Genomic DNA, 26,215 nt, shown 5'->3' with positions numbered 1-26,215 from the left:
CACCCGCCAGCCAAGGAAGTGAACGCGCGATGGATGCACAGGCAGCAGCACGTTTAGGCGATGAAATAGCCCACGGATTCGGTGTCGCCGCCATGATCGGCGGGGCTGTGGCAGGGGCGTTGATTGGGGCTGCGGTGGTCGCGGCAACCGTTGCCACCGGTGGCGTCGCGCTGGCGATCATGGCGGGCTCGATTGCGGCGGGCGGCCTGTCGATGTTCCAGATCGTCAAAGGCCTGAGCACCATTTTCAATCTGCCGGAGCCCACGACGGGGGCGCTCATACGCGGCAGTTTCGACGTCTACATCAACAGCCGCAATGCGATGCGCGCGGGTGAAGACGTGTCGGCGTGCTGCAGTGGTCTGCCGCTCAATCATCCCATGTGGCCGTTTCCGGTGCTCATCGCCGAAGGCAGTGCGACGGTCTACATCAATGGTAACCCTGCGGCGCGGCTGCACAGCAAAATGGTGTGTGGCGCGCATATCAAGACCGGCAGTGAAAACACCTTTATCGGTGGGCCTACGGTGTCGGTAGCCTTTGTGCTCGACATCGAAGGCTGGATGCACACCGGCCTTGAGGCGCTGGGCCTTATCGCCGCAGGAGCGGGGCTGGTGCTCGCGGCAATGGCGGGAGCTGCTGCGCTGGCGGGATTTGTGGTCATCGGCGGCGCGATCATGGGCGGGATGGCCCTGCTGGGTGATCTGGGTGATCGACTCGGGCCGGGGTATCGCGATCTGCTCCAGGGTGTCGCAGGCATGGCGTTGCTGGGGCTCGGCCCGAAAATGGCGAAGCTTGGCGCGCCTGATGAGCTGCCTCTTCCCAAGTTCAAACCCGGCTTCACCGAGGCTGATATTCTGGCGATGCCCAAGGGGTCCAGGCCTTTGCCCGAGACCTATCTGGAGAAGGCCTACATCGACAAACATCTGGCGAGTTTCGAAGACGGCGGCAGTTTCATTTTCACTGCAGACGACATCGCCAATCCGAAATATCCCGGCTTCAACCCAAACAAGTTCGTCATGAACAAGTCCGACTTGGCGGGCACAGTCGCCGAGTTTCAGAAGACCGGAGATGTGTCCGTGTTGGAAACGGCATTGGGCTATGATCCCGGCGCGCTGGCGGGCAAGGAAATCTACGTGCTCAACCTGGAAAAGCCGACCGTGCTGATGCCGTCCGGGAACGAAGGCGGCGCCAACTCGCTTTGGCGGCCAGCGGGTCATACCTATCCTGGAGGTATGCGCGAGGCTGTGCTGGATAACGTTTCGATTCAACATGGCAATGACATCAACGTGCTGATGTCGAACCACGACGTCGTGAGGATTCAATGAGCAGCAACCCGGACAACGTTCTGCAACTGGCGCTGGCCAATGATGAACTGGAAAAGTTTATCGTGGGCGAGCCCTTCTACTTTCAGGAAGCCAAGGCCGACAACGAAGAGCCGCAAAACGTGATCGCGGCCTTCGATCAGCTGGTGCTGCCTCACTGGCTTCAGACCCGCGATGCCAGCTTCGCGGCGCGTTTCATCGCGGCCATGCTGAAAGCGCTCGCAACTTATCCGGACCGCAATCGGGCCATCTATGCGGTTTCGGACTGGCTCTGGTACTACCGCTTTTGCCTGTCGAAAAAAGCCTCTCACCCCCAGGGCAGATACGCCGAGTTGTTCGACGCCGACATGGGCGCAGTGGCCTTGTCACTCAAGCAACAGCTCGAAGCCAATAAAGCGGCGCTGGTCAGCGATACCCGCTGGGCTGGCGCAGCGTGGAACAGCAAGGCCGGCTTGTGGGAGCCTTTGATGCGCACCGCGTTGAACGTGCGTGACAAGTTGGGTGGCCCGGATTTCGTGCCTTCGAATATTTGAATTTCCCTTCCTGAGTCCAAATCGAGCCCCCTGTTCGCCTCACGCCGCTTCGGACGAGGGTGCTTTGATGGACCGCAAAGACTTCAGAAACGGCCTACAGCCTTGGGAGGCCGGTTCCTGCTTCATAGTCTTTACGCAGCTGGCATAAAACACGGCCCGAAGAGGGCGGCTCTTCTCAGTCTCGACATGTCTGGATGTGGTCGCCCTCCTTAGGCCCATCCATATATGCACGGAACGCCGCTCGTGATGACGCCCTATCGAATTCAGGAAGCCGATCTTGAGATCCCCGCAGACTGGCGGGATCAAACGATAAATATTTTCGCGCTGCCTGCCGTTGAGAGTGCCAGCGAGGCCAGCTTCGTTATCAGCCGCGATTCCATCGGCACATACGACCACTTCCCAGACTACGTCGCCAACCAGCTGACGAGCGCCGAGCAGCAGCTGCCAGGCTTCAAGCGCCTTCAGACCTGGGACTTCGAACTCAACGGCTTTCCAGCCGCACTGGCTGACTACAGCTGGGAGAGGGAAGGGCACGAACTGATGCTGCGTCAGGTGTTTGTTAAGCATGACAGCAAGGTCCTGATCACCACACTGACGACAACCTTTAACGATCTTCCATACCACGAAGCGGCATGGAAGAAGGTCATGCACACGCTCACTCTACGATCTATACCCGTCTAGACGATGGCAGAGGATCAGGCATTGGAGGCTGCGAGAGACGCGCAGCCTGCTGCTCGCGTGGGCGATGAAATAGCCCATGGTTTCGGCCTCGCCGGCATGATCGCCGGGGCTGTCGTCGGTGCGTTGGTGGGCGCTGCGGTTCTGGCAGCGACTGCCGCCACGGGCGGCCTGGCTATCGCCATCATGGGCGGCGCAATGGCGGGTGGAGGGCTGTCGGTCCTGCAAGTCGTGAAGGGCTTAAGCACCCTTTTAGACTGGCCTGAACCCACGACAGGCAAGCTCGCCCAAGGCAGCCCTGACGTCTTCATCAACGGCAAGCCAGCCGCGCGTCTGGGTAGCAAGCTGGCGTGCGGCGCCCACATCAAGACTGGCAGTGAGAACGTCTTCATCGGCGGTTCAACGGTGTCGGTTGTATTCGTTCTGGACCTAGAAGGCTGGATGAAAACCGGCCTTGAGGTATTGGGTTTGGCCGCTGTGGCCACCGCCGCCGTCCTTGCCGCCATGGTCGGCGCGACAGCGCTGGCAGGGGTGGTGGTCGTTGGCTCTGCGGTCATGGGTGGGATGGCCTTACTCGGGGATTTGGGCGACCGGTTAGGGCCGGGGTATCGCGATCTGCTGCAGGGTGTGGCGGGAATTGTGTTGTTGGGGGCGGGGCCGAAGGCGGCGAATGTGGCCAAGCCCCATGTGAAGGAGGCAGTGTTATACAAGAGTCATCAAATCCGAAGGCTGCGGGAAGAGCCTCTGGTTTTGGCAGAGGGGAGGATTGGTCAGGCCGTTATTCGGGATGTGAATCAAAGGGCTAGGCCGGCAGCTCAGGCGGATCGTGACCATCCAACATTGATAGCCGAAAAGGTGAATAAGAGAGTTGCCAAGCATCAGAAGCCCTTTCCCAACGGCAACATGGCGGACGCGCATGCTGAAGTCGGGGTTATTCAGCGGGCATACGAAGCAGGATTGACCAAGAATGCCGACATGGTCATGACGGTAAAAGGTAAGTATGTGTGCGATTACTGTAAGTCAGATGTGGCTTCGATGGCCAAGGCAGCCGGGCTCCGTTCACTGTCAATTCATGAGATGAAATCAGGTAGAACACTATTCTGGGAGTCAGGAATGAACAAGATGCGTGGGAGTGGTGGCGAATGAAGTTGCTAATGTCTTGGGCTATCTCAGAAATGGGCGATAGCTCTGGCGGCAATCATTACGTGAGCGATTGGGGTGAGGTTTGGGCCCAACTCAGGCGTTTGAAGCTTGGTGCGGGTTCGGTTGATTTAGAGATAACTGATGCTCCGGATGTGGCCCCGTTCAACATGAGTGTGGCAGCTGATAGGGGAAACTATCTCGTCACCCTGTTGGAAACTACTGAGGACGACAGCGACGTCAGATCCTATTCCAATCCAACGGCAAGCGCTGAGATGGTGGAGATACTGGGTAATGATTGGGATGCCCGACATCTGACCCGCGATTTTGACCTCGTCTGCAATCTGGTCAAAGAATTCTTCGATACAGGCGACGTTTCTCGTCAATGGCTCAACTGATGCCTTATTAATCTTGGCTATTACAATCCAAGCAGGGCGCTGAATCTCTTTCAGCGCCCGATGGAGATCTATTTTTCCTTCTCTGAGCCCGAAAAAAACGCTTTCACGTCTGCATTGATTTTCCCTTGCTCACCCTCACCCCTGCCATCCACCTCACCCGCCCCGCCTGAGTTCAAATCCAGTCGCCCGCCGGTATCGATATCGCCCTTGCCGCTGGCGTAGATCTTGAACGACGACCCCGAAATATTGATCTCGCCGCTGGCGTTCAGCTCCAGCACGCTTTTGCCGCAGACGAGGCGGATCTGCGAGCCGGCTTCGATCAGGTATTGGGTGCTGATGCTGTCGGACTTGGCGCCGCCGACCTTCAGGGTGTCGTTACGCTGGACGGCGCGCACACGGTCCTGGCCAACGGTCACGGTTTCGTCATTGCCGATGCTTTTATGCCGGTCATGCCCCACCGAATGGCTCTCGTCGACTTCGACGACGATGTCCTGGTTGCGCTCGGCATGGATGTACAGCTGTTCGGCGCCTTTCTTGTCTTCCATGCGGATTTCGTTGAAGTTCGCCGGCGTGCCGCCTTTGCTCGAACGGCTCTTGGTGCCGCTTTGAGTGGCGTTGGCGGGCAGCTCGTAGGGCACGGTCTGTTCGGCGTTGTACACGCGCCCGGTGATGATCGGGCGGTCGGGGTCGCCTTCCAGAAAGCTGACGATGACCTCTTGGCCGATGCGCGGTATCTGCACCGAGCCCCAGTTCTTGCCCGCCCAGGCCTGTGATACGCGAATCCAGCAGGAGCTGTTCTCGTTGGATTGGTCGTGGCGGTCCCAATAGAAATGCACTTTCACCCGGCCGAAGGCGTCGGTGAAGATCTCCGACCCCTCGGTGCCGACGACGATCGCGGTCTGCGGACCTTTGACGATGGGCCGTTTGGTGACGGGCTGCGCGCGAAAGCTCTGATGGGCGTCAATGCAGGTCAGGGCGCTCTCGAACTGCAGGCCTGCGGAGCTGCCGCCGGTTTCCAGGCTTTCCTGGCTGACGAGGTAACGGCTGGCGACGATGAGGTATTCGCGGTTCTGATCCTGGCGGCTGAAACCGGTCAGGCTGAACACGTGCCCGGCGCCGAGCCCGCGCGCCGTGCCGCTGAGTTCGACACGCTCGTGCAGGCTCTGAATCGCCTCGATGCGGGTGCGCGCGTAGTGCTCGCCGTCTTCGCTTTGCACGTAGCTGCCGGGGTAGTCGAACAGCGGATAGTCGCCGGCCGAGTGTGGGCGCGGCATGGCCGAACGCACGTCAATGCGCGCGCTGGGGCGTTGAAAGTCGTAGTCGTTGAGCTCCAGCGAGCCGGGCTGGACCTCCTGCGCCAGACGCCAGTCACTGATGTGATCACGCTCGCGATGCTGGCCGTCCGGGGGGTAGAAGGGCACCGACTCGTAACCCGGGGCCGGCTGGTGCGCGCCATAGGCGTCGGCCAATACCAGCACGTGACGGTCTTTTTCGTGACGGAAGAAGTAATAAATACCTTCCTGTTCCATCAGGCGACTGACGAAATCGAAGCTGGTCTCGCGGTACTGCACGCAGTATTCCCACTCGCGATAAGGACGGCTGAGAGTGTCTTCGAAGTCGAAAAAGCCCAGATCGCGAAACACCTGCTTGATGATCTGCGGGATAGTCAGATTCTGGAAAATCCTGCAGTCGGAGGTGCGGGTCAACATCCACAGCCAAGGCCGCAGGGTAACCTGATAACTGGCAAACTGACCGGTGTCGACGTTCTGGCTGCAACGCGCGACCAGCCCGTGGAAGTAGCGATTACCCCCGCTGCTCAGTTGCACGGAGAGACTCATGGGTTTGCCGAGCAGCTGATTGAGGTCGATGGCGTCGTCGCTGGAGGTCAGTTGCAGCTCGTATTCGAACAGGCGGCCCAGCTCGTCGCCGCCGTTCATGTGTCTGAGCAGCAGCACGTCCGGGCCCAGTGGGCTGCTGACTTGCGCCAGGCGGGTGAGTTGCATGAATTGCATGGGTTATCTCATGAAGTTCGGGGGCGGCGTTTTTTCGCGAATGAATTCGCTCCCACAGGTGATCGCATTCCTCTGTGGGAGCGAATTGATTCGCGATGGCGTCGGCTCAGGCGCCGACATCGCTGAACTGATAATCCAGCTGGTTATCCCGCTCGCGGATCTGCACCCCGGCCATCGGCTTGCCGTCGAGCATGCGCGTCAGGAACTCGCGGCTCATGTCCGGCAGCAGGGTGTTGGTCAGGATCGTGTCGATCATCCGCCCGCCGCTTTCGGTTTCGGTGCAGCGCGAGACGATCAGGTCCACCACCGCGTCGTCGTAGTCGAACGCCACTTTGTGGGTGTTCTCGACGCGCTTCTTGATGCGGTCGAGCTGCAGGCGGGTGATTGCCTTGAGCATCGTGTCGCTGAGCGGGTAGTAGGGAATGGTCACCAGCCGACCCAGCAGTGCGGGTGGGAAAATCTCCAGCAGCGGCTGGCGCAGGGCCTTGGCAATGTCTTCAGGGTCGGGCACGTTCAGCGCGTCTTTGCACAGGTGCGAAATCAGCTCGGTGCCCGCATTGGTCGTCAGCAGGATCAGGGTGTTCTTGAAGTCGATCATCCGGCCTTCGCCATCCTCCATTACGCCTTTGTCGAACACCTGGAAGAAGATCTCGTGGACGTCCGGATGGGCTTTTTCCACCTCATCCAGCAGCACCACGCTGTAGGGCTTGCGGCGCACGGCTTCTGTCAGCACGCCGCCTTCGCCGTAACCGACATAACCCGGCGGCGCGCCCTTGAGCGTGGACACCGTGTGGGCTTCCTGGAACTCGCTCATGTTGATGGTGATGACGTTCTGCTCGCCGCCGTACATGGCTTCGGCCAGGGCCAGCGCGGTTTCGGTCTTGCCCACGCCCGAGGTGCCCGCGAGCATGAACACGCCGATGGGTTTGCTCGGGTTGTCCAGGCCTGCGCGGGAGGTCTGGATGCGCTTGGCGATCATCTGCAGCGCGTGGTCCTGGCCGATGATGCGTTTTTTCAGGTGCTGGTCGAGGTTGAGTACGGTCTCCAATTCGTTGCGCGCCATGCGTCCGACGGGGATGCCGGTCCAGTCGGCGACCACCGAAGCGACAGCCTGATAGTCCACGGTCGGCAGAATCAGCGGGGTTTCGCCTTGCAGGGCGCTGAGACGAGATTGCAGGTCGGCGAGTTGATCTGCCATCGCCTTTTGTTCGTAGTTGTCTGGATCCTGAATCGTATCGACCAAACCTCGTTCTTCGCGCAGTGTTGCGCGCAAGCCAAGCAGTTGGTCGACGAGGTTTTTCTCTTCGGCCCAACGACTTTCAAGTTCAATCAGGCGCTCGCGCTCAGTTGTAAGGAGAGATTCGGCATTGAGTTTTCTTGAGCCCGTATTGACGCCAATCGCATGTTCGCGCGCGATGATCTGCAACTCGGTTTCCAGCGCCTCGATGCGCCGACGGCTGTCGTCCACTTCTGCAGGCACGGCATGCAGGCTCACGGCGACACGCGCGCAAGCGGTGTCCAGCAGGCTGACGGATTTGTCCGGTAGCTGGCGCGCCGGAATGTAGCGATGGGACAGCTTGACCGAGGCCTCCAGCGCTTCGTCGAGGATCTGTACCTGATGGTGTTTTTCCATGGTCGAGGCCACGCCGCGCATCATCAGCAGGGCTTTGTCCTCGGAAGGCTCGCCGACTTGCACCACCTGAAAACGGCGGGTAAGGGCCGGGTCTTTCTCAATGTGTTTCTTGTACTCGGCCCAGGTCGTGGCTGCGACGGTGCGCAAGGTGCCGCGAGCCAATGCCGGTTTCAGCAGGTTGGCGGCGTCGCCCGTACCCGCCGCGCCGCCTGCGCCAACCAGCGTGTGGGCTTCATCGATGAACAGGATGATCGGTTTGGGCGAGGCCTGAACGTCTTCGATGACCTGACGCAGACGCTGTTCGAACTCGCCTTTCATGCTTGCCCCGGCCTGCAGCAGGCCGACATCGAGGCTGCGCAGCTCCACATCCTTGAGCGCAGGCGGCACGTCGCCTGCCACGATGCGCAGCGCAAAACCTTCGACCACAGCGGTTTTGCCCACACCTGCTTCGCCCGTGAGGATCGGATTGTTCTGTCGGCGGCGCATGAGGATGTCGACCATCTGGCGAATTTCCTCGTCGCGCCCGACGATGGGGTCGAGTTTGCCGCTGCGGGCCTGCTCGGTCATGTCTACTGTGAAGCGCTTGAGGGCTTCCTGTTTGCCCATCGCGCTTGGGGCAATCGCGCCACTGGCTTCGCCGGGCGTGGACGCTGCGTTGAAACCGTCGTTGGCGCTGAGGGCGTTTTCCGGGGAGTCGCCGACGTATTCGTCAAACCGCTCGCTCAAGGCCTCGACCTTAAGCTTGTCGAACTCGCCGGACAGATTGAGCAGTGCATGACGCAGGCTCGGCGTCTTGAGGATGCCGATCAGCAGATACCCTGTGCGCACCTGGCTTTCGCCGAACATCAGGCTGCCGTAGACCCAACCGCGCTCGACCGCTTCTTCGACGTGCGATGACAGATCGGTGATGGACGTCGACCCGCGCGGCAGGCGATCCAGCGCCTCGGTCAGGTCGCGGGCCAGACGCGCCGGTTCGACGTTGAACTGGCGAATGATCCGGTGCAGGTCTGAGTCCTGCAATTGCAGCAACTGATGAAGCCAGTGCGCCAGTTCCACATAGGGGTTGCCCCGCAGTTTGCAGAACACCGTGGCCGCTTCGATGGCCTTGTAACCGACGCTGTTGAGTTTGCCGAACAGCGCTGCGCGACTGATCTCACCCATGTTCCGTGCTCCTGACTGAATGGTTTGCCGACGCAAGCTCAGGCTCTGCCGCATTCGCCTGGTCGGCGTAATGGCGGGCGAGAATCAGGTCGCAGGCGTCTTCTTTGGGTTGTCCCAGCCAGGTGTTGAAGCCCAGGCGGAACTGGCCGTTGAGTTGCAGTTTCGGGATGTGCGGTTGTTGCAGAATCAGGTTCAGGTCCCAGTCCAGTTCGTGGCCCAGGTACTCGGCGACCCACGCCACCAGATGCTTGAAGGGTTCGCCATCGGGCAGCATGCCCATGTATTCGTCGAGCGTCAGGGGCCCCAGGCGGATGCGGAATTTGTGCTGCCGATCCCAAACGTGACTGCCCAGGCAAAAGTCGACGCCCAATCGATGGGCAGTGCGCCCGACGCGACTGCGCTCCGGCAACTCCAACCACTGGCCGACGTACTCTTCGATCTCGACCGGCAGCCCGAAATAATCCTCAAGGATCGCTTTCAGCCCGTCCGGGTAGCGGGTTTGTGCAGACAGATGCCCACTGAAATGCAGCTTGGCCGTGTCGGGAATCAGGCCTTGATCCAGCAGGCTCGGCATGCCCCGACCACTGAAAGCGGCAAGCCGCGCGGACCAGTAATCATCGTCCGGGCGGTCATGGCTGACGGTCGGCCGCGCCTCGGCCCAGGCGCGGTAGAACAGGCTGAGCAGGCGATGGTGGAAGACATCGAGAAAGCGTTTGCTGGTGCTGTCGGCGTTGTTGCGCTGACGCTCGCGCACGTATTCGGTCAGGTGCAGCGGCAGGGGGCCGTTGGGGCCGCCAAGGCCGAAGAAAAACTGTTCCAGCCGGGCGGGCTTGCCGTCTTCAGCAGGGTTCAGAGCTGCCAGTGTCGAGGGCGCAAACGCGCAATCCGGCTGCTGGCCGAGGCGCAGCGGGTCGTCGGCCAGACGCAGGGAATGCCCGAGGCGCGGCAGTTCCGGGGATTCGCACTCGATGCGCCGCAGGGCCTGGAAAAAATCATATTCCCAGGGCGCTTCGTGCATCTCGTTGAGCGTGCTCACAGGGTCGGACGCCGGCCGGGCTGGGCTTTCCAGCGCATGATCTCGCCGCGCTCGCGGGTACGAATCACGGTCTCGGTGAAGCTGTTGATGGACACGTAGCGCGCCAGAAACCGCTCGAAAACCGCACCCAGCACAAACACGCCGGTGCCGCGAAAGGCGTTTTCATCGAACGTCAGCGTGATCTCCAGCCCCCTCCCGAACACAATCGGCCCCGGCATCGGCAAGCGTCGCGTGCAGGGTTTGCTGCTGACCTCGTGCAGGCCTTCGATCTGCAATTGCAGGGCTGCGTCGTTGCTGTCGCCGTACAGCCGCAGCAGCTCGCGCAACGCCGCCGCGCCCTGGCCTTGCTCGCTAAGGGACAGGTAATTCAACGAGAGTTGGCTGATCAGGCGCCAGGCTTTTTGATCGTGAGCGTGACTGGCGCGGGGTCGACTGGGGCCTGCGAGGCAGCGAACCGAGGTGACCGGCGCGCTGTCAGCAAGGGTGAAATCGGTCTTGCCACTGCCTGTGCTCATGAACAACGGCAGGTCGCGATTGGTGCACAGCGCGGTGACGCCCAGTTGACGCAGGTCGTGCCGATACGGCGCTTGCTGACTGTCCACCAGGCTGACGAACGTTTCGCTGCCGACATAGGTCGAGCGCGTGCCGGTTCGACGTTGTTCGCTGGACAGGACGCGAGGTTCACGCCGCAGGGTGTAATAGGCTTTGTCGCGGCCATAGCGCGAAGGATCGCGCACGGCGTAAAACGGCAAAAACGGCTGTTCAGGCCCGGTGCCATGACCGGTGACGCCGGTCAGCGAATGGATTTCGAAGTCCATGGGCCGTGTCCGGTCGGCGATCACGTGGTGCTCGTTGACGCGGTCGGACAGGTGAATGCGGTCGACCCGGCGCGGGAACAGATTGATTGCCGGGGTGCAGAAAGGCACGAACTGCTGCGGCCCGACCCCGCCCTCAAGGCTCTGATCGAAGCGCTCGAACAACACGATCAGCTCCAGCTCCTGCCCCGAACAACGCTGCACCGCACGGCCCAGATGAGTGAAATCGACAAACAGGTAACGCTGGGGCAGGGCGAAATATTCCTGCAGCAGCCGATAGCCCTGAAACGCCTGAGCCACGACGGGCATCGCGGCTTCACGGTCATTGAAGCCGCAGGATTTCAGCGCATCATCAGGCAGGCGTTCGACCCAGTCGGCGCCGGGTTGCCGCGCGAACACTGCGCACGCGTTGCCGAGCAGTTGCTCGTACAGCCGAAACGGCAGCTCGTCAGCGCCATTGAGGTAGAGCGGCAGGTTTGTCAGGTCCAGCGCGTTGAATGGCAGTTCGGCACCGGTTTTAAGGGTGATGCGCAAGCCTGCCTTGGCCTTGGGCTCACTGGCGGCCAGGCGCCCGAGCACCGTGGTGGGACTGCCGAAATAATCGGCCTGCGTGACCTTCAGCGGCCATAACGTCACCGGATGGGCGCTGCGGTATTCGCAGGGCGTCTGCGCATCACGGCCCAGGCTGGCGCGCAATACGCTGTCACGGGGCAGGGTGAACCCGCTGCTCAGTGACGCTTCGTCCGGATCGACCTGCATCTGCACCACGGTCATCGACGGCGTCGGCGCGAGGTAATGCGGGTAGGCGATTTCCAGCAGGTTATGGGTGAAGGTCGGGTACTCGGCATCGAGCTTCAACTGCACCCGCGCCGTGAGATAAGCGAACCCTTCCAACAGGCGCTCGACGTAAGGGTCGGCGCAGTCCATCCCGGACAAGGTCAGGCGTCCGGCAATCTTCGGGTATTCCTTGGCGAACTCCGCTGCGCTTTCGCGCACGTGTTGCAGCTCCTGGTTGTACAGCTCCAGCAGGCGCGGGTTCATGGGCGCCTCCGTTGTTCGGCCGGGACGACCTGCACATGACCGGACTCCAGATCCAGTTCGGTGCGCAGCAACAGCGGCAGCGCAACCGGCTGCGCCCACAGATCGCCTTCGATCTCGAAGCTCAGGGCGTTGTGGTTCATCTGCTCGGGCAGGGTCTGGGCGCGAACACGCAGGGTGTGGCGCAGAATTCTCGGTTCGAAGGTGGCGATGGCCTGATGCATCAGCCCTTCGAGCACGCTCACATCGATGCTCGACGCACTGTTGCCTGCCAGCGCAGGCAGGCCGTAATTGACCACCGAGGTGCCAGCGGGCGTGTGCAGCGTGGTGTCGGGGTCCAGCAAGGAGGTGGTGTTGAGCAGCCAAGTGAGGTCGCGCAGCACCGAGGCCTTGAGCTGGCTCAGTGACAATACGCGCTTGTCGGCGCTCTCCTGAAGATTGCCCGGCTCCTCGTCGGTCAGGCGATCGAGCAGCGAGGGCTGCAAGCGTTCGCGCAAGGTCAGGTCGGAAGGCAAGGCCATACGTCAGGCACCGGAAAGAGGATCGAAATCGGAAAAACGGCAAACGCCCCCGGCCATTGGCGGCGGGGGCGTCGTGAATCAACGCTTGGTGTTGGAGCGGATGTTCCAGCCGTACTTGATCGGCCCGCCGTCCTTGGTGCCATCGGCCTTCTGCGGCTGATAGTCGACCAGCACCTGGGCGAAGTTCAGGGTGATGGTTTCGGTCAGGCGATCGTCGCCACCCGAGCCGCCGGTGGTCAGCGAGGTGATCAGCACTTCTTCCAGGTTGATGATCAGGTACTCGACCTGGCTTTCGCCGCCGGCCTTGCGCACGGTCAGCTTGACCTTGTCGACGTGCTTGCCGCTGGAGCAATGCATCATCAGGTTTGGCGTGGCCTTGTCGACGTACTTGGTCAGCGAGATGTCCTGAATGTTGACCTTGCCCGCACCGCCGCCGCCACCGACGTGCATGTTGCCGGACTGGGACATGCCCCAGCTCCAGGCCAGCACATCGATCTCGTCCTTGTGGGCCTTGTCCATGGACTCGCCCTTGATGTCGCCGATCTTGATGAAGATATCAACAGCCATGTTTTCTCCAGTGTGGTCTTCACCACGATGTTGATTGCCGATGCGCACGGGCTTCGGCGTTGTTCCAGATTCGGGATTCACCCGGTGGGTGAACTCATTAAAAATGGGTTCAGGCGACGCATCTCAATCAGCTGACAGCCCGTCTGGCGAATGAAGTTGCTCGCACAGTGTGCTCAGCGTTCGGGCGATAACCTGCCTCGACACACAACCCTGTGGGAGCGAATTCATTCGCGAGAGGCCAGGACAGACGACCTTTGCGGCGCCGTCGATCAGCATCCCGAATGAATTCGGTTCCACAGTTTCGAGCCCGCTTGATCAGGCGCCTTTGGCCGACGGCAGCTTGGAAACCAGACGCAACGACACGGTCAGGCCTTCGAGCTGGTAGTGCGGGCGCAGGAAGAATTTCGAGTTGTAGTAACCCGGGTTGCCCTCGACGTCCTCGACCACTACTTCGGCGGCAGCCAGAGGATGCTGGGCCTTGGTGGTTTCGGTGGAGTGCGCCGGGTCACCGTCGACGTAATTCAGAATCCAGTCCTGCAACCAGCGCTGCATCTCGTCCTTCTCTTTGAAGGAGCCGATCTTGTCGCGCACGATGCACTTCAGGTAATGGGCGAAGCGGCAGGTGGCGAACAGGTACGGCAGGCGCGCGGCCAGGTTGGCGTTGGCGGTGGCGTCCGGGTCGTCGTATTCAGCGGGTTTTTGCAGCGACTGCGCGCCGATGAACGCAGCGAAGTCGGTGTTTTTCTTGTGCAGCAGCGGCATGAAACCGTTTTTCGCCAGCTCCGCTTCGCGGCGGTCGGAGATCGCGATTTCGGTCGGGCACTTCATGTCCACGCCGCCATCGTCAGTCGGGAAGGTGTGCGCAGGGAGGTTCTGCACTTCGCCACCGGACTCCACGCCACGAATCCGCGAGCACCAGCCGTAGTGTTTGAACGAGCGGTTGATGTTCACCGCCATCGCATAGGCTGCGTTGGCCCAGGTGTACTTGGCGCTGTCGGCGCCGTCGGTGTCTTCTTCGAAGGCGAAGGCTTCCACCGGATCGGTCTTGGCGCCGTACGGCAGGCGGGCCAGGAAGCGCGGCATGGTCAGGCCGATGTAACGCGAGTCCTCCGACTCACGCAGCGAACGCCAGCCCGCGTATTCCGGTGTGGTGAAAATCTTGGTCAGGTCGCGCGGGTTGGACAGCTCCTGCCAGGAGCCCATGCCCATGACCGTTGGCGAGGCCGCCGCGATGAACGGCGCATGCATGGCCGCGCAGGTTTTCGACAGCTCGCCCAGCAGCTCCACGTCCTGCGGTGACTGGTCGAAGTAGTAATCGCCCACCAGACAGCCGTAAGGTTCGCCGCCGAACTGGCCGTATTCTTCCTCGTACATCTTCTTGAAGATCGGGCTCTGATCCCACGCCGTGCCTTTGAATTTCTTCAGGGTCTTGTGCAGTTCCGGCTTGGAAATGTTCAACACGCGAATCTTCAGCTGCTCATCGCTTTCAGTGTTGTTGACCAGGTAATGCAGGCCGCGCCAGGCGCTTTCCAACTGCTGGAATTCAGGATGATGGATCACCTGATTCACTTGTGCGGTGAGCTTGGCGTCGATGGCCGCGATGATCGATTCGATCGAGGTGATGGCGTCATTGGAGACCAGATCGGTCTGCGCCAGCGCCTGTTCGGCCAGGGTGCGAACGGCGGTTTCGACGGCTTCGCGGGCACGCTCGGTTTTGGGTTTGAACTCTTTCAGCAACAGCGAGGCAAACTCGCTGGTGTCTTCGGTCTGGCTGGGTTGAGCCTGATTGTCACGCAGCAATTCGGTCATGGTCGTTCGTCCTGATTAGGCCTTCGGCTCGGTACTTTGAGAGTCGGCGTCCTGGGGCATTGGTGCGCTCGCCAGGGCCTGCAGCAGGGCCGGGTCCTTGATCGCTTTCATGATGATGTCTTCGGCGCCGGTCTTGCCGTCCATGTAGGTCAGCAGGTTGGCCAGCTGGGTGCGCGCTTCGAGCAGCTGATTGAGCGAATCGACTTTGCGTGCCACGGCGGCAGGGCTGAAGTCATCCATGCTCTCGAAGGTGATGTCCAGGCTCAGGTTGCCTTCGCCGGTCAGCTCGTTGGGTACGTGGAACGCGACGCGAGGCTGCATGGCCTTGAGCCGCGAATCGAAGTTGTCGACGTCGATTTCCAGGAACTTGCGGTCCGCCACTGCCGCCAGCGGCTCGGCAGGCTTGCCCGCGAGATCGGCCATCACGCCCATCACGAACGGCAGCTGGACCTTCTTTTCGGCCCCGTACAGCTCGACGTCGTACTCGATCTGGACCCGCGGGGCGCGGTTGCGCGCAATGAATTTCTGAGAACTGGTGTTCGCCACGTTGCTCCTCCTGGTCGCTGCTGCGACGTGATTGGCGTCATCGGTCTTGGCCGGTAACGGGGTTGCGTGATCCTTGCATGGGCGGATTCGCTGCGTGAGCGAACCGGTTTACTCGGCGTCGGGACCGCGCAGGTTTTCGAACTGGGACATACCGTCGGGAATCAGATTGCGCACGATGGCTGCGAAGTCGGCGTGCACGAGGTTCTTCGCCCGGTTGAGCAGCACCGGCAGCGGGCTCGATGGCTCGTGACGGGCGTAGTAAGCAAGAATTCGGTCCAGGCTTCGGGTCACGTCGTCGCGGTTGGCGATCTCGCCAGACACACGTGGCGCAGCTGTAGTGGTGTGCTCCGTGGGCAACGGCTCATCAGCGTCAGGGCCAGGCGTTTCGGGGGCCACGCCGCCGGGGGCGTACTCGCCGAGAATGTGCAGCGCCTGCTTGAGCGGTTGCTTGAGGGCGGACAAATCCACGCCCTGAGCCGAGCCGACTTGTCCGGAGACGTAATGTTCGATGGCGTCGGCGGTGCTGTGCGCCTCTTGCAGGGCCGAGCGCAGGGCCGACAGCTGATCGGCATCGCTGTCACGCAGGGCGCCGGCCAGTTCATCAGGGGTCAGGGTTTCATCGGAAAAGCTCTGCAGGCCGCTGGCGTTCAGGGCCGCGCGCAGGCTGACCGGACCGAACGTTCGCGAGCGGGTCAGCAGGCTTTCCCGCAGCAGGCGGATATTGGTGTCACAGGCGATGCCGGAGAGGGCGTTTATGCGAACGGTGGGGTCGTTGTCGTCGTCCGCGTCGAGTTGCGGATAGAGCGTCGGCCAGTATTGCCCGAGCAGATCGCTGATCAGCGTCAGGGCGTTGGCCAGCCCGGGAAACCCGTCGAGGGCCAAGGCACTTTGGAGAAGGAAATGGGTGATTCGCAGGTCTTTACTGCGTTGCAGAAGCGCGATGCTGGACTGTTCGATCTGCCGCCATTGTGGCGGTTCGGCAGGGTGAACCGAATCACCCATCGTACGCTCTGGCTTGCCCTGCGCGTCGCGTTCCAACTGCAGAAAGTCCGCGTCGTATTCCAGATCATCGCCACACGGAGAGTTCGCTGAAACTGCGGCGAGCAACAACGGAACATCCACCAAAATCGATCTCCTTATCGGGTGCGGATAGCCAGTTAGTTAGCGTGAGAAATTTCCTACGTTAACTGCGGAACATTCTTTGTTCTATGTGATCTGTGATGTCACGGAGACATCATGCAAGTTTGGAAAGTTGTGCATTTTTGGTGTGGAAGTTATCGCTTGTCAAGGTAAGCTATGCGCCCTCTGTGACAGTTGTGATGTAGCTAACAGCGTCGGGACTGCCCGGTCACGGGCTGTACGAGTGTCACGCAGGTGTGTGTAGAATCGCGCCAAAGCCCGTAGATGGCGCGATTAAACCCGGTATTTGAGCGTTTCTGCACGAGATTCGACTGTCATGCTCAGGCCGTTGCGCCTGTGCTCAGGGCGGTCGTGTGCAAGCAAGGAGGCGAAGTGTCGCTCTGTTTGACTATTACCAGTTACCACAAGATAACCCCTGGCCAGATCCCCGAGAAATCGCTGGATAAAGGGGTGATGGCAATTGGCCGCAGTCAAGAAAATGACTGGGTACTTCCCGACCCCGAACGCCTTGTTTCTTCTAGGCATTGCGTCATCCAATATAAAGACGGCCGGTACTTCATTACCGACAACAGCACTAACGGCGTAGAGCTGGTCAACTCGGGTATTCGACTGCGTCGCGGAAACAGCGAGCCGTTAGAGAACGGCGAAATTATCCGCATCGGCGACTATGAAATTCGAGCACGAATTGACTTCGAAACAGGTCTGTCTTCCTCGGGTGTTCCACACGTTGACTCATCCGACAGTTTTGAAGCGTTGTTGGGGCGTCAGAACAGCGCTGCACCGGTCCCGCTGGACGTGACGCCGACCGCGCATTTTCAGGGTGGCGCGGCCCACGACACCTTCCCCGACTTGTTCGATTTCCTGACCCCTTCCAGCGTGCCGCCGGCCACCCGATCGGATCACGTGCCCGTCGAACGCCATGATTTCCGCCCCCCTGTTCCACAGACGCCGATCCCGGTTGCCCAGCCCACACCGGTCACCGGTGCGGGTGTGATTCCGGAAGACTGGGATCTGTTCGCCGACATGCCCAAAGCGCCGATTGCGCCGACAGGGGTGCAGGCCGAGCCCGTGCCGCTACCCGCCGCTGAGCCTGTAGCCGAAGCATCGCCAACCCCGGTCGCCGAGTCGCGCCCGGTTGCCTGCGGCGATGCCCAACCTGATCTGCTCACTGCATTTTTGCGTGGCGCAGGTCTGGACCGGTTGCGCCTCGACACTGCGCAGGTGGAGTTGCAGATGGAGGCCATCGGGCGCAGTTATCGGCTGATGGTGGAGGGTTTGATCGATGTCTTGCGTGCGCGCAGCAGCCTCAAGGGCGAATTCCGCATGCAGCAGACCATGATTCGCCCGGTGGAAAACAACCCGCTCAAGTTCGCCCCCAATGCCGATGAGGCGCTGCTCTTGCTGCTGCGTCACGGCAATCAGGCGTTCATGCCCCCGGATCAGGCCATTGCCGACAGCTTCGACGATTTGCGCGCCCACCAACTGGCCGTCATGGCCGGGGTCGAGGCCGCGATCAAGGCGCTGCTCAAGCGTTTCGAACCCGCGGAGCTTGAGGCGCGCATGGGCAAGCCGGGCGCGTTATCCAACCTGTTCGGCTCCCGTCAGGCCCAGCACTGGCAGCAATTCACCGAGCTTTACACACAGATTTCCCGCGAAGCGGAAGAGGATTTTCAGGTCCTGTTCGGCCGCGAATTCAGTCGTGCGTACGAGGAGCACAGCGCACGGCTGCGGCGCCTGTAAGGGGCGCACATGGAAAAACGGATAGACAGTCAGTACGTCATGAGGACGCAGGATGTTTCGAAGAGTTGTATCGGCCGCAGCCATGGCGCTGTTGCTGATCGCGTGTGCCAAAAACGCGGAATCGCCTCAGCCGGTCGAAAAGACCGCTGACATCACCACCATTGCGCTGCATTTCAACGCTGCCGAGGGCCTCAACCCCGGCGCCAACGGCGTGCCCGCGCCTGTGCGCGTGCGGATTTTCGAGTTGAAGAACACCGCAGGTTTCAGCCGCGCCGATTACTTCGCCCTCGCTGAACGTGCTCCAGGGACCTTGGGCCCTGATCTGCTCGATCAGGACGAGGTGCTGCTTCAGCCCGGCCAGCAACTCAGTGTCGATCGCACCCTCAACGCCGCCACGCGTCAAGTCGGGCTGGTGGTCGGCTATCGCGAAATCGATCGCGCGCAATGGCGCCTGCTGCTCGACGTTACTCCGCGCGAGGCCCGTGAGTTTCAGATCGGCCTCGCCCCCCGCGCTGTCAGCAACGATGCCGCCACCCATCCCACCCGCCCCGCGCAATAGACAATCGGAGAACCCATGTCCTGGAACAATCGTGTGGTCTGGTCGGAAGGCATGTTCATCGGAACACAGCACTTTCAGCAGCATGACCGCTACCTGGAAAACCTGATCGACGCCCGCAGCCGCCCGCTGTCGGCCGGGGCCTGGGGTTTTTCCGAGCTGTCGCTGGATGAAGGTCTGCTGGCTCAGGGCAAGCTGGCGATCACCTCGGCGCGGGGCCTGCTGCCGGATGGCACGCCGTTCAACATTCCCCATGACGATGTGGCACCCAGCCCGCTTAACATCGATGACACGCTGCGCGACGGGCTGGTGTATCTGGCCCTGCCGCTCAAGCGCGCGGGTCAGCGGGACACCGTGGATGAGGGCGAGCCGTCAGGCGGCGCGCGTTTTGTCAGCCAGGTGCGCGAGGTCCGCGACGACAACGCACCGTTCGAGAATCGCGCCCCGGTTGCCGTGGGCGCGCGGGCATTGCGCCTGCTGACCGAGAAGGACGGCTTGAGCGACTACGCAGCGATTGGCGTGGTATGCATCAAGGAAAAACGCGCCGACCGCTCCTTGGTCCTCGATCAGGGCTACATCCCGCCGGTGCTCGACGTCACGGCTTCCAAGCCGCTGACCGCGTTTCGCAATGAGCTGTCCGGCTTGCTGCATCAGCGCGGCGAAGCGCTGGCCGGGCGTGTCGTTGCATCCGGTGCTGGAGGCGCCTCGGAAATTGCCGATTTCATGCTGCTGCAACTGGTCAACCGGGCTGAGCCGTTGATTCGTCATCTGAGCGAATTGACCCCGCTGCACCCTGAGCGTTTTTACAGCGAGCTGGTCAGCCTGGCGGGGGAGTTCGCGACGTTTTCCAGCGTCGGACGCAGGCCCCAGGCATTTGGCCCGTACCAGCATGACAATCTCGCCGTGAGCTTCGCTCCGGTCATTCAGGCCTTGCGCGAGGCGCTGTCGATGCTGATCGACAGCAAAGCCACACCAATTCCGATCGTCGAGAAAGCCTATGGCATTCACGTGGCCATGCTCACCGACCGCACCCTGATCGACAACGCCAGTTTCATTCTGGTGGTGCGCGCCGACATGCCCAGCGAAACCCTGCGCGGCCGTTTCGCCCAGCAGAGCAAGATCGGTTCGGTGGAGCACATTCGTGATCTGGTCAACCTGCAGCTGCCGGGCATCAGCCTGCTGCCGTTGCCGGTCGCGCCTCGGCAGATCCCGTTTCACGCGGGTTCCACGTATTACGAGCTGGATCGCGGCAGCGAACACTGGAAGCAGCTCGGGCAATCGGGCGGCTTCGCGTTCCACGTGGCGGGTGAGTTTCCGGGCTTGAACCTGGCTTTCTGGGCCATCCGAGGATAACGCGCGATGCCTTCCCACGACGAACCGTTCAATCCGCCGATGCCCGGAAACGACCGCACACAATTCATGCCGCGCCCCGGCGGACGAGGCCCGCAGCCCGCTGCGCACGCAAGCCCCACGCCACCGCCGCTGTCGGTGCCTGCTGCGCCGCTGCCGATTGGCCAGGCCCAGGGCCTCAATCCGCTGGAAGCTGCCGCCGGCCCGTTGCTCGCCATGCTCACCCGTTTGCGCAGCACCATCGCCCACCCCGCACCGGCCAGCCTGCGGGCCCAGTTATTGGGTTATCTGCGCCAGTTCGAAGAGCGCGCTGAGGCCGCCGGCATTGTGCGCAACGAGGTTCTTCTCGCCCGGTACGCGCTGTGCACCGCCCTCGATGAAGCCGTGCTCAGCACGCCTTGGGGCAGTACCAGCGAGTGGGGCAAACAGAGTCTGTTGATCACCGTGCACAACGAAGCCTGGGGCGGCGAAAAGGTGTTTCAGCTGCTGGAACATTGCCTGCAAAGCCCGCGTGAACGCCTGTATCTGCTGGAGCTTTTGTACCTGTGCATGAGCCTGGGTTTTGAAGGTCGCTATCGGGTGATGAACGATGGTCGCAGCCAGCTGGACGTCTTGCGTGAGCGCACCAGTGCCGCGATTCGCAGCGCTCGGGGTGAGATCGAACGCGAGTTGTCGCCTCACTGGCGCGGGCTGACAGTGGCGCGTGACCGGCTTTCGCAATTCATGCCGCCGTGGGTGGGCGTGGCGATTGGCGTGGCGTTGCTGCTGCTGTTGCTGTTCGGCCTGCGCCTGAAACTGGCCGCCGATGCGGAGCCGGTGTTCAAGAATATTCATGCGCTGGGCGAGATTCCGGTGCAGGCCATCACGCCTGCGGTCGTGCAGCCCAAGGTCGTCGAACGGCCGCGTCTGGCGGGCTTTCTGGTGGACGACATCAAGGCCAATCGAGTGGCCGTTGAAGACGCCGTGGACCGCTCGGTGGTGACCATTCGCGGCGATGAAATCTTCTCGTCCGGCAGCGCCACCATCGTCGATGATTTTCAGCCGCTGATGCTGCGCATTGCCGACGCCATTCGCAAAGTCAAAGGCCAGGTACGCGTCACCGGCCACAGCGACAACCGTCCCATCGCCACCCTGCGTTTTCCGTCCAACTGGGCGCTGTCCCAGGCCCGCGCCGAGCAGGTGCTGCAGATCCTCGCGGCCAAGACCGGCCAGCCCGAGCGCTTCTCCGCCGAAGGGCGCAGCGACACCGAGCCTGTGGCCTCAAACGCCTCGGCAGAGGGCCGCGCAAAAAACCGTCGGGTTGAAATCACAGTATTGGCGGAGGGGGTTGAGTGAAGGCGTTCTTAGGGTTTGTCATTCGCTGGGTCGTGCCGGTTTTCGGGCTGATCGCGCTGAGCCTGATCATCTGGTTCGTCGGCCCGGTACTCGATGTGCTGGTGCCCGAAGGTCGGCGCTGGGCGTTGATCATCCTGCTTTTTGTGATCTGGATCGCCTGGCGAGTGTTTCGCATCGTTCAGGCGCGGCGTCACGCGGCGAACGTCATGGCAAGTCTGGCGGCAGAAACGGCGCCGGACCCTGCCAGCGTCGCTACCGCAGAAGAGCTGGCCACCTTGCGCCAGCGCATGGACGAAGCGCTCAAGCTGCTGAAGAAAGCACGCCTGGGCGGCGACGAGCGTCGCAGTCTCTACGAGTTGCCGTGGTACGTGATCATCGGCCCCCCAGGCTCGGGGAAGACCACCGCGCTGGTCAATTCCGGGCTGCATTTTCCGCTGGCGGCGCAAATGGGTGCCGGGGCGATTCGCGGCGTTGGCGGCACACGCAACTGCGACTGGTGGTTCACCGATGAGGCGGTGCTGCTCGACACCGCAGGCCGCTACACCACGCAGGACAGCCACGCCCAAGTCGACAAGGCCGCCTGGCTGGGCTTTCTCGATCTGCTGAAAACCCAACGCTCTCGTCGCCCTATCGACGGCGCGTTCATCGCCATCAGCCTTTCGGATCTACTGCTGAGCAGTGAAGCCGAACGCGCAGCCCACGCGGCCGCGATCCGGGCGCGGATTCAGGAGCTGTACAGCCAGTTAGGCGTGCGCTTTCCGATCTACGTCATGCTGACCAAGTTCGATCTGGTGCCCGGCTTCATGGAGTTCTTCGACGCCCTGAGCAAAGAGGAGCGTGGTCAGGTCTGGGGCATGACCTTCGGGCTCGACGACGGCAAGCAGGCAGACGGCCCCCTGACGAACTTCCTCAACGAGTTCGCGTTGCTTGAGCAGCGCCTGAATGCGCGTCTGGTCGAGCGTTTGCAACAGGAACGCGACCCGGCGCGGCGCGATCTGATCTACGGGTTTGTGCAACAGTTCGCCGCCCTGAAAGATACCCTGCAAAGCTTCCTCGATGGGGTGTTCAAGCCCAACGCGTTCGAGGATCGCGCCCTGCTGCGCGGCGTGTATTTCACCAGCGGCACCCAGGAAGGCAGCCCGATCGACCGACTGATCGGCGCCATGGCCCAGAGCATGAACCTGGATCGTCAGCATTTGGCGCGCCAGACCGGCACCGGTCGCAGCTACTTCATCGAGAAACTGTTCACCGCTGTGGCCTTCGCCGAGCGCGGGCTGGTGGGCGTCAACCCGAAGGTCGAACGTCGGCGCAAGTGGCTGGCACGCGGTGTACTGGCTGCGACAGTCGCGGTGGTGCTGGTGGTCGGCACGCTGTGGCTGATCAGCTTTCGCGCCAATCAGGCCTACATTGCGCAGGTCGATCAGAAGGTCGCGCCGCTGGGACAAAGCGTGCAAAGCCTGAGCCCGGCGCAGCGTGACGTGCTCGCCGTGCTGCCGTTGCTCAACGCCGTGCGTCATCTGGCGGGCGACCCGCCGGGCATGTCCCAGGGTCTGGGCCTTTACCAGGGCGACATGCTGGAAGCCGAATCTGGCAGCGTGTATCGCAAGCTGTTGATTGCCGTGTTTGCGCCGCGTCTGGTGACCCGTGTTGAAGAGCAATTGCGCAGCGGCGGCAGTTCGGACTTTCTTTACGAAGGCTTGAAGGCCTACCTCATGCTCGCCGACAGCGAGCACTACGACCCGGATTTCATCAAGGCCTGGGTCGCGCTGGACTGGGACCAGAGCCTGCCACGGGACCTGCCACCGGATCAGCGTCAGGCACTGGGCGAGCACTTGCAGGCGCTGTTCGAGCGTCACCCGCCGACGTCGCGTCTGGACCAACGGCTGATCGACGATCTTCGCCGGCAACTGCAGCAACTGCCCGTAGCGCAGCGCGTCTATGACCGGGTCAAACGTCAAAAGCTGCCCGAAAGCGTGCCGGATTTCCGTATCACCGACGCTGCCGGGCGTGATGCCGCACTGGTGTTTTCCCGCAAGAGCGGCAAACCATTGGGCGACCCGTTGAGTGGGTTCTTCACCGCCAAGGGCTATCGCGAGGTGTTTCTGGCCACCAGCCTGAGTCAGGCCGGCACCCTGGCTGAAGAGCAGTGGGTGCTGGGGCTCGATCGTGCCGATCAGCAGAACGTCGCCAGCCTCGCGGGCGATGTGCGGCGCCTGTACTTTCAGGATTACCAGCGCCAGTGGGATGCGCTGCTCGCCGATATCGACTTCGTACCGATCACCAGCGTGGCCCAGGCCGCCGACGTGTTGCGGGTGATCTCCGGGTCGACCTCGCCGCTGAAAAAACTGCTGGTGGCGGTCGCCAAAGAAACCAACCTGCAGCAGGAAGACAAGCTGCTGGCCGAGCAGGGCAAGAAGGTCGAAGGCGGGGTCGATCAGCTCAAGCAGCGCCTGGGTTCGATTCTCGGCCAGGAGCAGGCCAGCAACGTCGCTGCGCCTGCGGCCAGTGAGGACCCGGTCAGCGCGCACTTCGCCGAGCTCAATGCCTTCGTCAGCAAGGGCGAGGGCGAACCTGCAGCGATCGATGGGCTGCTGGCGGACATGAATGCGCTGTACGTGCAGGTCAGCGCGATGGTTGGCGCCAGCGGCGATGCGTTGCTTGGCGAGGCGAAAAACTCGGCGAGCGCTGCTGCTACGCGGGTCAATTTGAACGCCGAGCGTCAGCCGCCGGTGGTGCAAAGCCTGGTGAAATCAGTTGTGAGTTCGACGACGAATACCATGATGGGTGGCGTGCGCAATCAGCTGAACGCCGCGTGGGTCAGCGATGTGGTGAACGTCTATCGCCAGTCCTTGAGTGGTCGTTATCCACTGGCGCCCGGCAGTGCGCGGGATGCCACGCTGGATGACTTCGGCCAGTTTTTCGGTGTCGGCGGGGTGATGGACAATTACTTCCGCAAATACCTGCAAGCCTACGTGGACACCTCGGCATCGGCCTGGCGCTGGCAGCCGGGGGCGGCGCAAAAGCTGGGCATCGATGCATCCGTGTTGCAGACCTTCCAGCGCGCGGCAGCGATTCGCGATGCGTTTTTCCGTGCAGGTGGCGTGCAGCCGACCGTGCGCTTCGAGCTAAAACCGGTGGCGATGGACGCCTCGATCACTCAGTTCCTGCTTGACCTCGACGGCCAGCAGATCAGCTACGACCACGGCCCCAGCCGCCCGGTGGCGATGCAATGGCCCAACCCCGGCAGCATTGGCGTGGTGCGCCTGTCGATCTCACCGCCTGCCGCCAGCGGCCGTTCGGGCATCACGCTGGATGGGCCGTGGGCGTGGTTCCGCCTGTTGGAACAGTCGGACCTGGTGGCCGGTGGCTCGCCCGATCGCTTCAACCTGCGGCTGCGGGTCGACAGCGCCAGCATTTCCTACGAGCTGCGCGCTAACAGTGCCTTCAACCCGTTCAAGAGCCGTGTGTTGAGCGGCTTCAGCCTGCCGGAGCGGTTATGACGACGCTGGGTTTTTACGGCAAGTTGGCCAGTCGTGGTGATTTTGTCAGTCGCGGTTTGCCGCAGAGTTTCATTCAGCCTTGGGACACCTGGCTGGCGGCGGGGCTGCACGTCAGCCAGCAGCAATTGGGCGAGGATTGGCTCAGCGCTTATCTGGTCAGCCCATTGTGGCGTTTTGCATTGGCCGCAGGTGTGTGTGGACCTGATGCGGTGGTGGGCGTGCTGATGCCGAGCATCGATCGGGTGGGGCGTTATTTCCCCCTCACCGTCGCGCAGATGCTGGAACCGGACCAATCGCTGGCAGCACTGGCGAGCGCGCCGGATGCGTGGTTCGAGCAGGTCGAGGCGCTGATGCTGTCGACGCTGGACGAAAGCGCCGATTTCCCGGTGTTCGACGATAGCGTGTCTTCTCTGGGCTTTCTGCCGACTGCGATACGGGAGCCGATCAGCCGCTTTGCCGGGTTACAGCGTACCGACGCGAGCGATCCGGACAGCCGACGCCGCATGCTGGCAGAGCTCGCCTGTGAAGGCGCGAGCCTGTGGTGGGGCAAGGGTTCCGAGCGCATCGCGCCGGGCCTGATGCGTTGCCAAGGCCTACCCGATGCCGACGAATTCGGCAGCTACCTGCTGGGACAAGGAGCGTCCATTTAGATGCCTGCGCGACCTCACATTCTTCAATACCGCTCTGCCAGCTATAGCCATGTGGGCATGGTGCGGCAGGTCAACGAAGATGCCTTTCTCGAGCTGCCGGAAAACGGCTTGTGGGCGGTTGCCGACGGCATGGGCGGCCACGCGGCGGGGGATTACGTCGCCAGTCTGATCGTCGACAGCCTGCGGCGTGCACAACCGGTCGATGCGCTGTCGATCTACACCTGCGCATTGCGAACCGCCCTCACCGAGGTCAACGCGACGGTGCGCAGCGAAACGCTGCGCCGGGGTCTGAGCATGATGGGCAGCACCGTGGTGGCGCTGGCGGTACGCGGCGATCAGGGCGTCTGCCTGTGGGCCGGCGACAGCCGCCTTTATCGGCTGCGCGATGGCGAGCTGATCGGTATCTCCCGCGACCACAGTTACGTCCAGGACCTGCAGGACAGCGGCCTGCTCAGCGAAGCCGAGGCTCGCGTGCACCCTCGCGCGAACATCGTCACCCGTGCCGTTGGCGTCGACGATGCGCTGGAGGTGGCGATGCTCAACCTTGACATCCTGCCCGGCGACACCTGGCTGCTGTGCAGCGACGGCCTCAACAAGACCGCCGAAGACCACGAAATTCGCGATGTGCTGGGCCACGCCGACCCCTATCAGGTGGTCCGCAGCCTGGTGCATCTGGGACTGACCCGGGGCGCCCCCGACAACATCACGGCCATTGTCGTCAAAGCCTCCTGAAGACCT

21 protein-coding genes are annotated in these 26,215 nt (G+C 61.9%); 12 read left to right on the top strand and 9 right to left on the bottom strand.

What is annotated here, in order from left to right:
• Positions 1-29 precede the first annotated feature (29 nt).
• The 5 genes from AC07V9_RS23675 (at position 30) to AC07V9_RS23655 (ending at position 4,068) form a co-directional block, all read left to right on the top strand.
• Positions 30-1,322 carry a PAAR domain-containing protein gene (locus AC07V9_RS23675; protein ID WP_495018062.1) on the top strand — a complete coding sequence of 431 codons (1,293 nt, stop codon included), beginning with the start codon at positions 30-32 and terminating at the stop codon, positions 1,320-1,322.
• Positions 1,319-1,852 carry a hypothetical protein gene (locus AC07V9_RS23670; RefSeq protein ID WP_495018061.1) on the top strand — a complete coding sequence of 178 codons (534 nt, stop codon included), beginning with the start codon at positions 1,319-1,321 and terminating at the stop codon, positions 1,850-1,852. Before AC07V9_RS23675 ends, AC07V9_RS23670 begins: the two co-directional genes overlap by 4 nt.
• A gap of 246 nt (positions 1,853-2,098) precedes the next feature.
• Positions 2,099-2,533 (top strand): DUF1795 domain-containing protein, encoded by a 435-nt coding sequence (locus AC07V9_RS23665; protein WP_495018091.1) that lies wholly within the window; start codon positions 2,099-2,101, stop codon positions 2,531-2,533.
• Positions 2,534-2,536: 3 nt separating this feature from the next.
• On the top strand, positions 2,537-3,676 hold the full coding sequence (locus AC07V9_RS23660) for a cytidine deaminase-like fold-containing protein (RefSeq protein WP_495018060.1): 1,140 nt from the start codon (positions 2,537-2,539) through the stop codon (positions 3,674-3,676).
• 8 nt (positions 3,677-3,684) lie between these two features.
• The gene (locus tag AC07V9_RS23655; protein ID WP_495018059.1) at positions 3,685-4,068 is read left to right on the top strand and encodes a DUF6911 family protein; all 384 of its coding nucleotides are present in this window, start codon (positions 3,685-3,687) and stop codon (positions 4,066-4,068) included.
• 68 nt (positions 4,069-4,136) lie between these two features.
• On the opposite strand, the gene AC07V9_RS23650 is transcribed toward AC07V9_RS23655, so the two are convergent.
• The 9 genes from AC07V9_RS23650 to tssA all read right to left on the bottom strand — a co-directional run bounded on the left by AC07V9_RS23650 (position 4,137) and on the right by tssA (position 16,328).
• Positions 4,137-6,080, bottom strand: coding sequence for a type VI secretion system Vgr family protein (locus AC07V9_RS23650; protein WP_495018058.1), 1,944 nt, complete (start codon positions 6,078-6,080; stop codon positions 4,137-4,139).
• A 106-nt stretch (positions 6,081-6,186) separates the two neighbouring features.
• Complete coding sequence (gene tssH / locus AC07V9_RS23645; RefSeq protein ID WP_495018057.1) at positions 6,187-8,874, bottom strand: type VI secretion system ATPase TssH; 2,688 nt, start codon at positions 8,872-8,874, stop codon at positions 6,187-6,189.
• Positions 8,867-9,943: a type VI secretion system baseplate subunit TssG gene (tssG, locus tag AC07V9_RS23640; RefSeq protein WP_495018090.1), complete on the bottom strand. Its 1,077-nt coding sequence runs from the start codon at positions 9,941-9,943 to the stop codon at positions 8,867-8,869. Before tssG ends, tssH begins: the two co-directional genes overlap by 8 nt.
• Complete coding sequence (gene tssF, locus AC07V9_RS23635) at positions 9,907-11,766, bottom strand: type VI secretion system baseplate subunit TssF (RefSeq protein ID WP_495018056.1); 1,860 nt, start codon at positions 11,764-11,766, stop codon at positions 9,907-9,909. The genes tssG and tssF overlap by 37 nt, the downstream gene beginning before the upstream one ends.
• Complete coding sequence (tssE, locus tag AC07V9_RS23630) at positions 11,763-12,284, bottom strand: type VI secretion system baseplate subunit TssE (RefSeq protein ID WP_495018055.1); 522 nt, start codon at positions 12,282-12,284, stop codon at positions 11,763-11,765. The genes tssF and tssE overlap by 4 nt, the downstream gene beginning before the upstream one ends.
• A 78-nt stretch (positions 12,285-12,362) precedes the next feature.
• The gene (locus AC07V9_RS23625) at positions 12,363-12,851 is read right to left on the bottom strand and encodes an Hcp family type VI secretion system effector (protein WP_495018054.1); all 489 of its coding nucleotides are present in this window, start codon (positions 12,849-12,851) and stop codon (positions 12,363-12,365) included.
• A gap of 315 nt (positions 12,852-13,166) precedes the next feature.
• Positions 13,167-14,660, bottom strand: coding sequence for a type VI secretion system contractile sheath large subunit (gene tssC, locus AC07V9_RS23620; RefSeq protein WP_495018053.1), 1,494 nt, complete (start codon positions 14,658-14,660; stop codon positions 13,167-13,169).
• Between the two features lie 15 nt (positions 14,661-14,675).
• A complete protein-coding gene (tssB, locus tag AC07V9_RS23615; RefSeq protein WP_495018052.1) occupies positions 14,676-15,206 on the bottom strand; it encodes a type VI secretion system contractile sheath small subunit in 531 nt (176 codons plus the stop codon).
• Between the two features lie 108 nt (positions 15,207-15,314).
• Positions 15,315-16,328 carry a type VI secretion system protein TssA gene (gene tssA, locus AC07V9_RS23610; protein ID WP_495018051.1) on the bottom strand — a complete coding sequence of 338 codons (1,014 nt, stop codon included), beginning with the start codon at positions 16,326-16,328 and terminating at the stop codon, positions 15,315-15,317.
• 390 nt (positions 16,329-16,718) lie between these two features.
• On the opposite strand from tssA, the gene tagH reads away from it, so the two are divergent.
• The 7 genes from tagH to AC07V9_RS23575 are packed head-to-tail and all read left to right on the top strand — an operon-like array spanning position 16,719 to position 26,209.
• Positions 16,719-18,086 (top strand): type VI secretion system-associated FHA domain protein TagH, encoded by a 1,368-nt coding sequence (tagH, locus tag AC07V9_RS23605; protein WP_495018050.1) that lies wholly within the window; start codon positions 16,719-16,721, stop codon positions 18,084-18,086.
• Between the two features lie 52 nt (positions 18,087-18,138).
• Complete coding sequence (gene tssJ, locus AC07V9_RS23600) at positions 18,139-18,645, top strand: type VI secretion system lipoprotein TssJ (RefSeq protein ID WP_495018049.1); 507 nt, start codon at positions 18,139-18,141, stop codon at positions 18,643-18,645.
• A gap of 15 nt (positions 18,646-18,660) precedes the next feature.
• Positions 18,661-19,995 carry a type VI secretion system baseplate subunit TssK gene (gene tssK, locus AC07V9_RS23595; RefSeq protein WP_495018048.1) on the top strand — a complete coding sequence of 445 codons (1,335 nt, stop codon included), beginning with the start codon at positions 18,661-18,663 and terminating at the stop codon, positions 19,993-19,995.
• A gap of 6 nt (positions 19,996-20,001) precedes the next feature.
• Positions 20,002-21,327 (top strand): DotU family type VI secretion system protein, encoded by a 1,326-nt coding sequence (locus tag AC07V9_RS23590; RefSeq protein WP_495018047.1) that lies wholly within the window; start codon positions 20,002-20,004, stop codon positions 21,325-21,327.
• On the top strand, positions 21,324-24,827 hold the full coding sequence (gene tssM / locus AC07V9_RS23585) for a type VI secretion system membrane subunit TssM (protein WP_495018046.1): 3,504 nt from the start codon (positions 21,324-21,326) through the stop codon (positions 24,825-24,827). The genes AC07V9_RS23590 and tssM overlap by 4 nt, the downstream gene beginning before the upstream one ends.
• Positions 24,824-25,477 carry a type VI secretion system-associated protein TagF gene (tagF, locus tag AC07V9_RS23580; protein ID WP_495018045.1) on the top strand — a complete coding sequence of 218 codons (654 nt, stop codon included), beginning with the start codon at positions 24,824-24,826 and terminating at the stop codon, positions 25,475-25,477. The genes tssM and tagF overlap by 4 nt, the downstream gene beginning before the upstream one ends.
• On the top strand, positions 25,478-26,209 hold the full coding sequence (locus AC07V9_RS23575; protein WP_495018044.1) for a PP2C family protein-serine/threonine phosphatase: 732 nt from the start codon (positions 25,478-25,480) through the stop codon (positions 26,207-26,209).
• Positions 26,210-26,215 lie beyond the last annotated feature (6 nt).

It is taken from the genome of Pseudomonas sp. GW821-FHT02A11 (assembly GCF_059421985.1).
The sequence above is the reverse complement of the archived record's forward strand: the minus strand, read 5'-3'. Positions and strand labels throughout refer to the sequence as shown.

What these genes read in the sequence shown, in the direction of transcription:
- tssH (WP_495018057.1), bottom strand. Translation starts at nt 8,874, where the DNA reads ATGGGTGAGATCAGTCGCGCAGCGCTGTTCGGCAAACTCAACAGCGTC.
- tssF (WP_495018056.1), bottom strand. Translation starts at nt 11,766, where the DNA reads ATGAACCCGCGCCTGCTGGAGCTGTACAACCAGGAGCTGCAACACGTG.
- AC07V9_RS23660 (WP_495018060.1), top strand. Translation starts at nt 2,537, where the DNA reads ATGGCAGAGGATCAGGCATTGGAGGCTGCGAGAGACGCGCAGCCTGCT.
- tssJ (WP_495018049.1), top strand. Translation starts at nt 18,139, where the DNA reads ATGTTTCGAAGAGTTGTATCGGCCGCAGCCATGGCGCTGTTGCTGATC.
- AC07V9_RS23655 (WP_495018059.1), top strand. Translation starts at nt 3,685, where the DNA reads ATGTCTTGGGCTATCTCAGAAATGGGCGATAGCTCTGGCGGCAATCAT.
- AC07V9_RS23665 (WP_495018091.1), top strand. Translation starts at nt 2,099, where the DNA reads ATGACGCCCTATCGAATTCAGGAAGCCGATCTTGAGATCCCCGCAGAC.
- tssE (WP_495018055.1), bottom strand. Translation starts at nt 12,284, where the DNA reads ATGGCCTTGCCTTCCGACCTGACCTTGCGCGAACGCTTGCAGCCCTCG.
- AC07V9_RS23590 (WP_495018047.1), top strand. Translation starts at nt 20,002, where the DNA reads ATGCCTTCCCACGACGAACCGTTCAATCCGCCGATGCCCGGAAACGAC.
- AC07V9_RS23625 (WP_495018054.1), bottom strand. Translation starts at nt 12,851, where the DNA reads ATGGCTGTTGATATCTTCATCAAGATCGGCGACATCAAGGGCGAGTCC.
- AC07V9_RS23575 (WP_495018044.1), top strand. Translation starts at nt 25,478, where the DNA reads ATGCCTGCGCGACCTCACATTCTTCAATACCGCTCTGCCAGCTATAGC.
- AC07V9_RS23650 (WP_495018058.1), bottom strand. Translation starts at nt 6,080, where the DNA reads ATGCAATTCATGCAACTCACCCGCCTGGCGCAAGTCAGCAGCCCACTG.
- AC07V9_RS23670 (WP_495018061.1), top strand. Translation starts at nt 1,319, where the DNA reads ATGAGCAGCAACCCGGACAACGTTCTGCAACTGGCGCTGGCCAATGAT.
- tagF (WP_495018045.1), top strand. Translation starts at nt 24,824, where the DNA reads ATGACGACGCTGGGTTTTTACGGCAAGTTGGCCAGTCGTGGTGATTTT.
- AC07V9_RS23675 (WP_495018062.1), top strand. Translation starts at nt 30, where the DNA reads ATGGATGCACAGGCAGCAGCACGTTTAGGCGATGAAATAGCCCACGGA.
- tssC (WP_495018053.1), bottom strand. Translation starts at nt 14,660, where the DNA reads ATGACCGAATTGCTGCGTGACAATCAGGCTCAACCCAGCCAGACCGAA.
- tssK (WP_495018048.1), top strand. Translation starts at nt 18,661, where the DNA reads ATGTCCTGGAACAATCGTGTGGTCTGGTCGGAAGGCATGTTCATCGGA.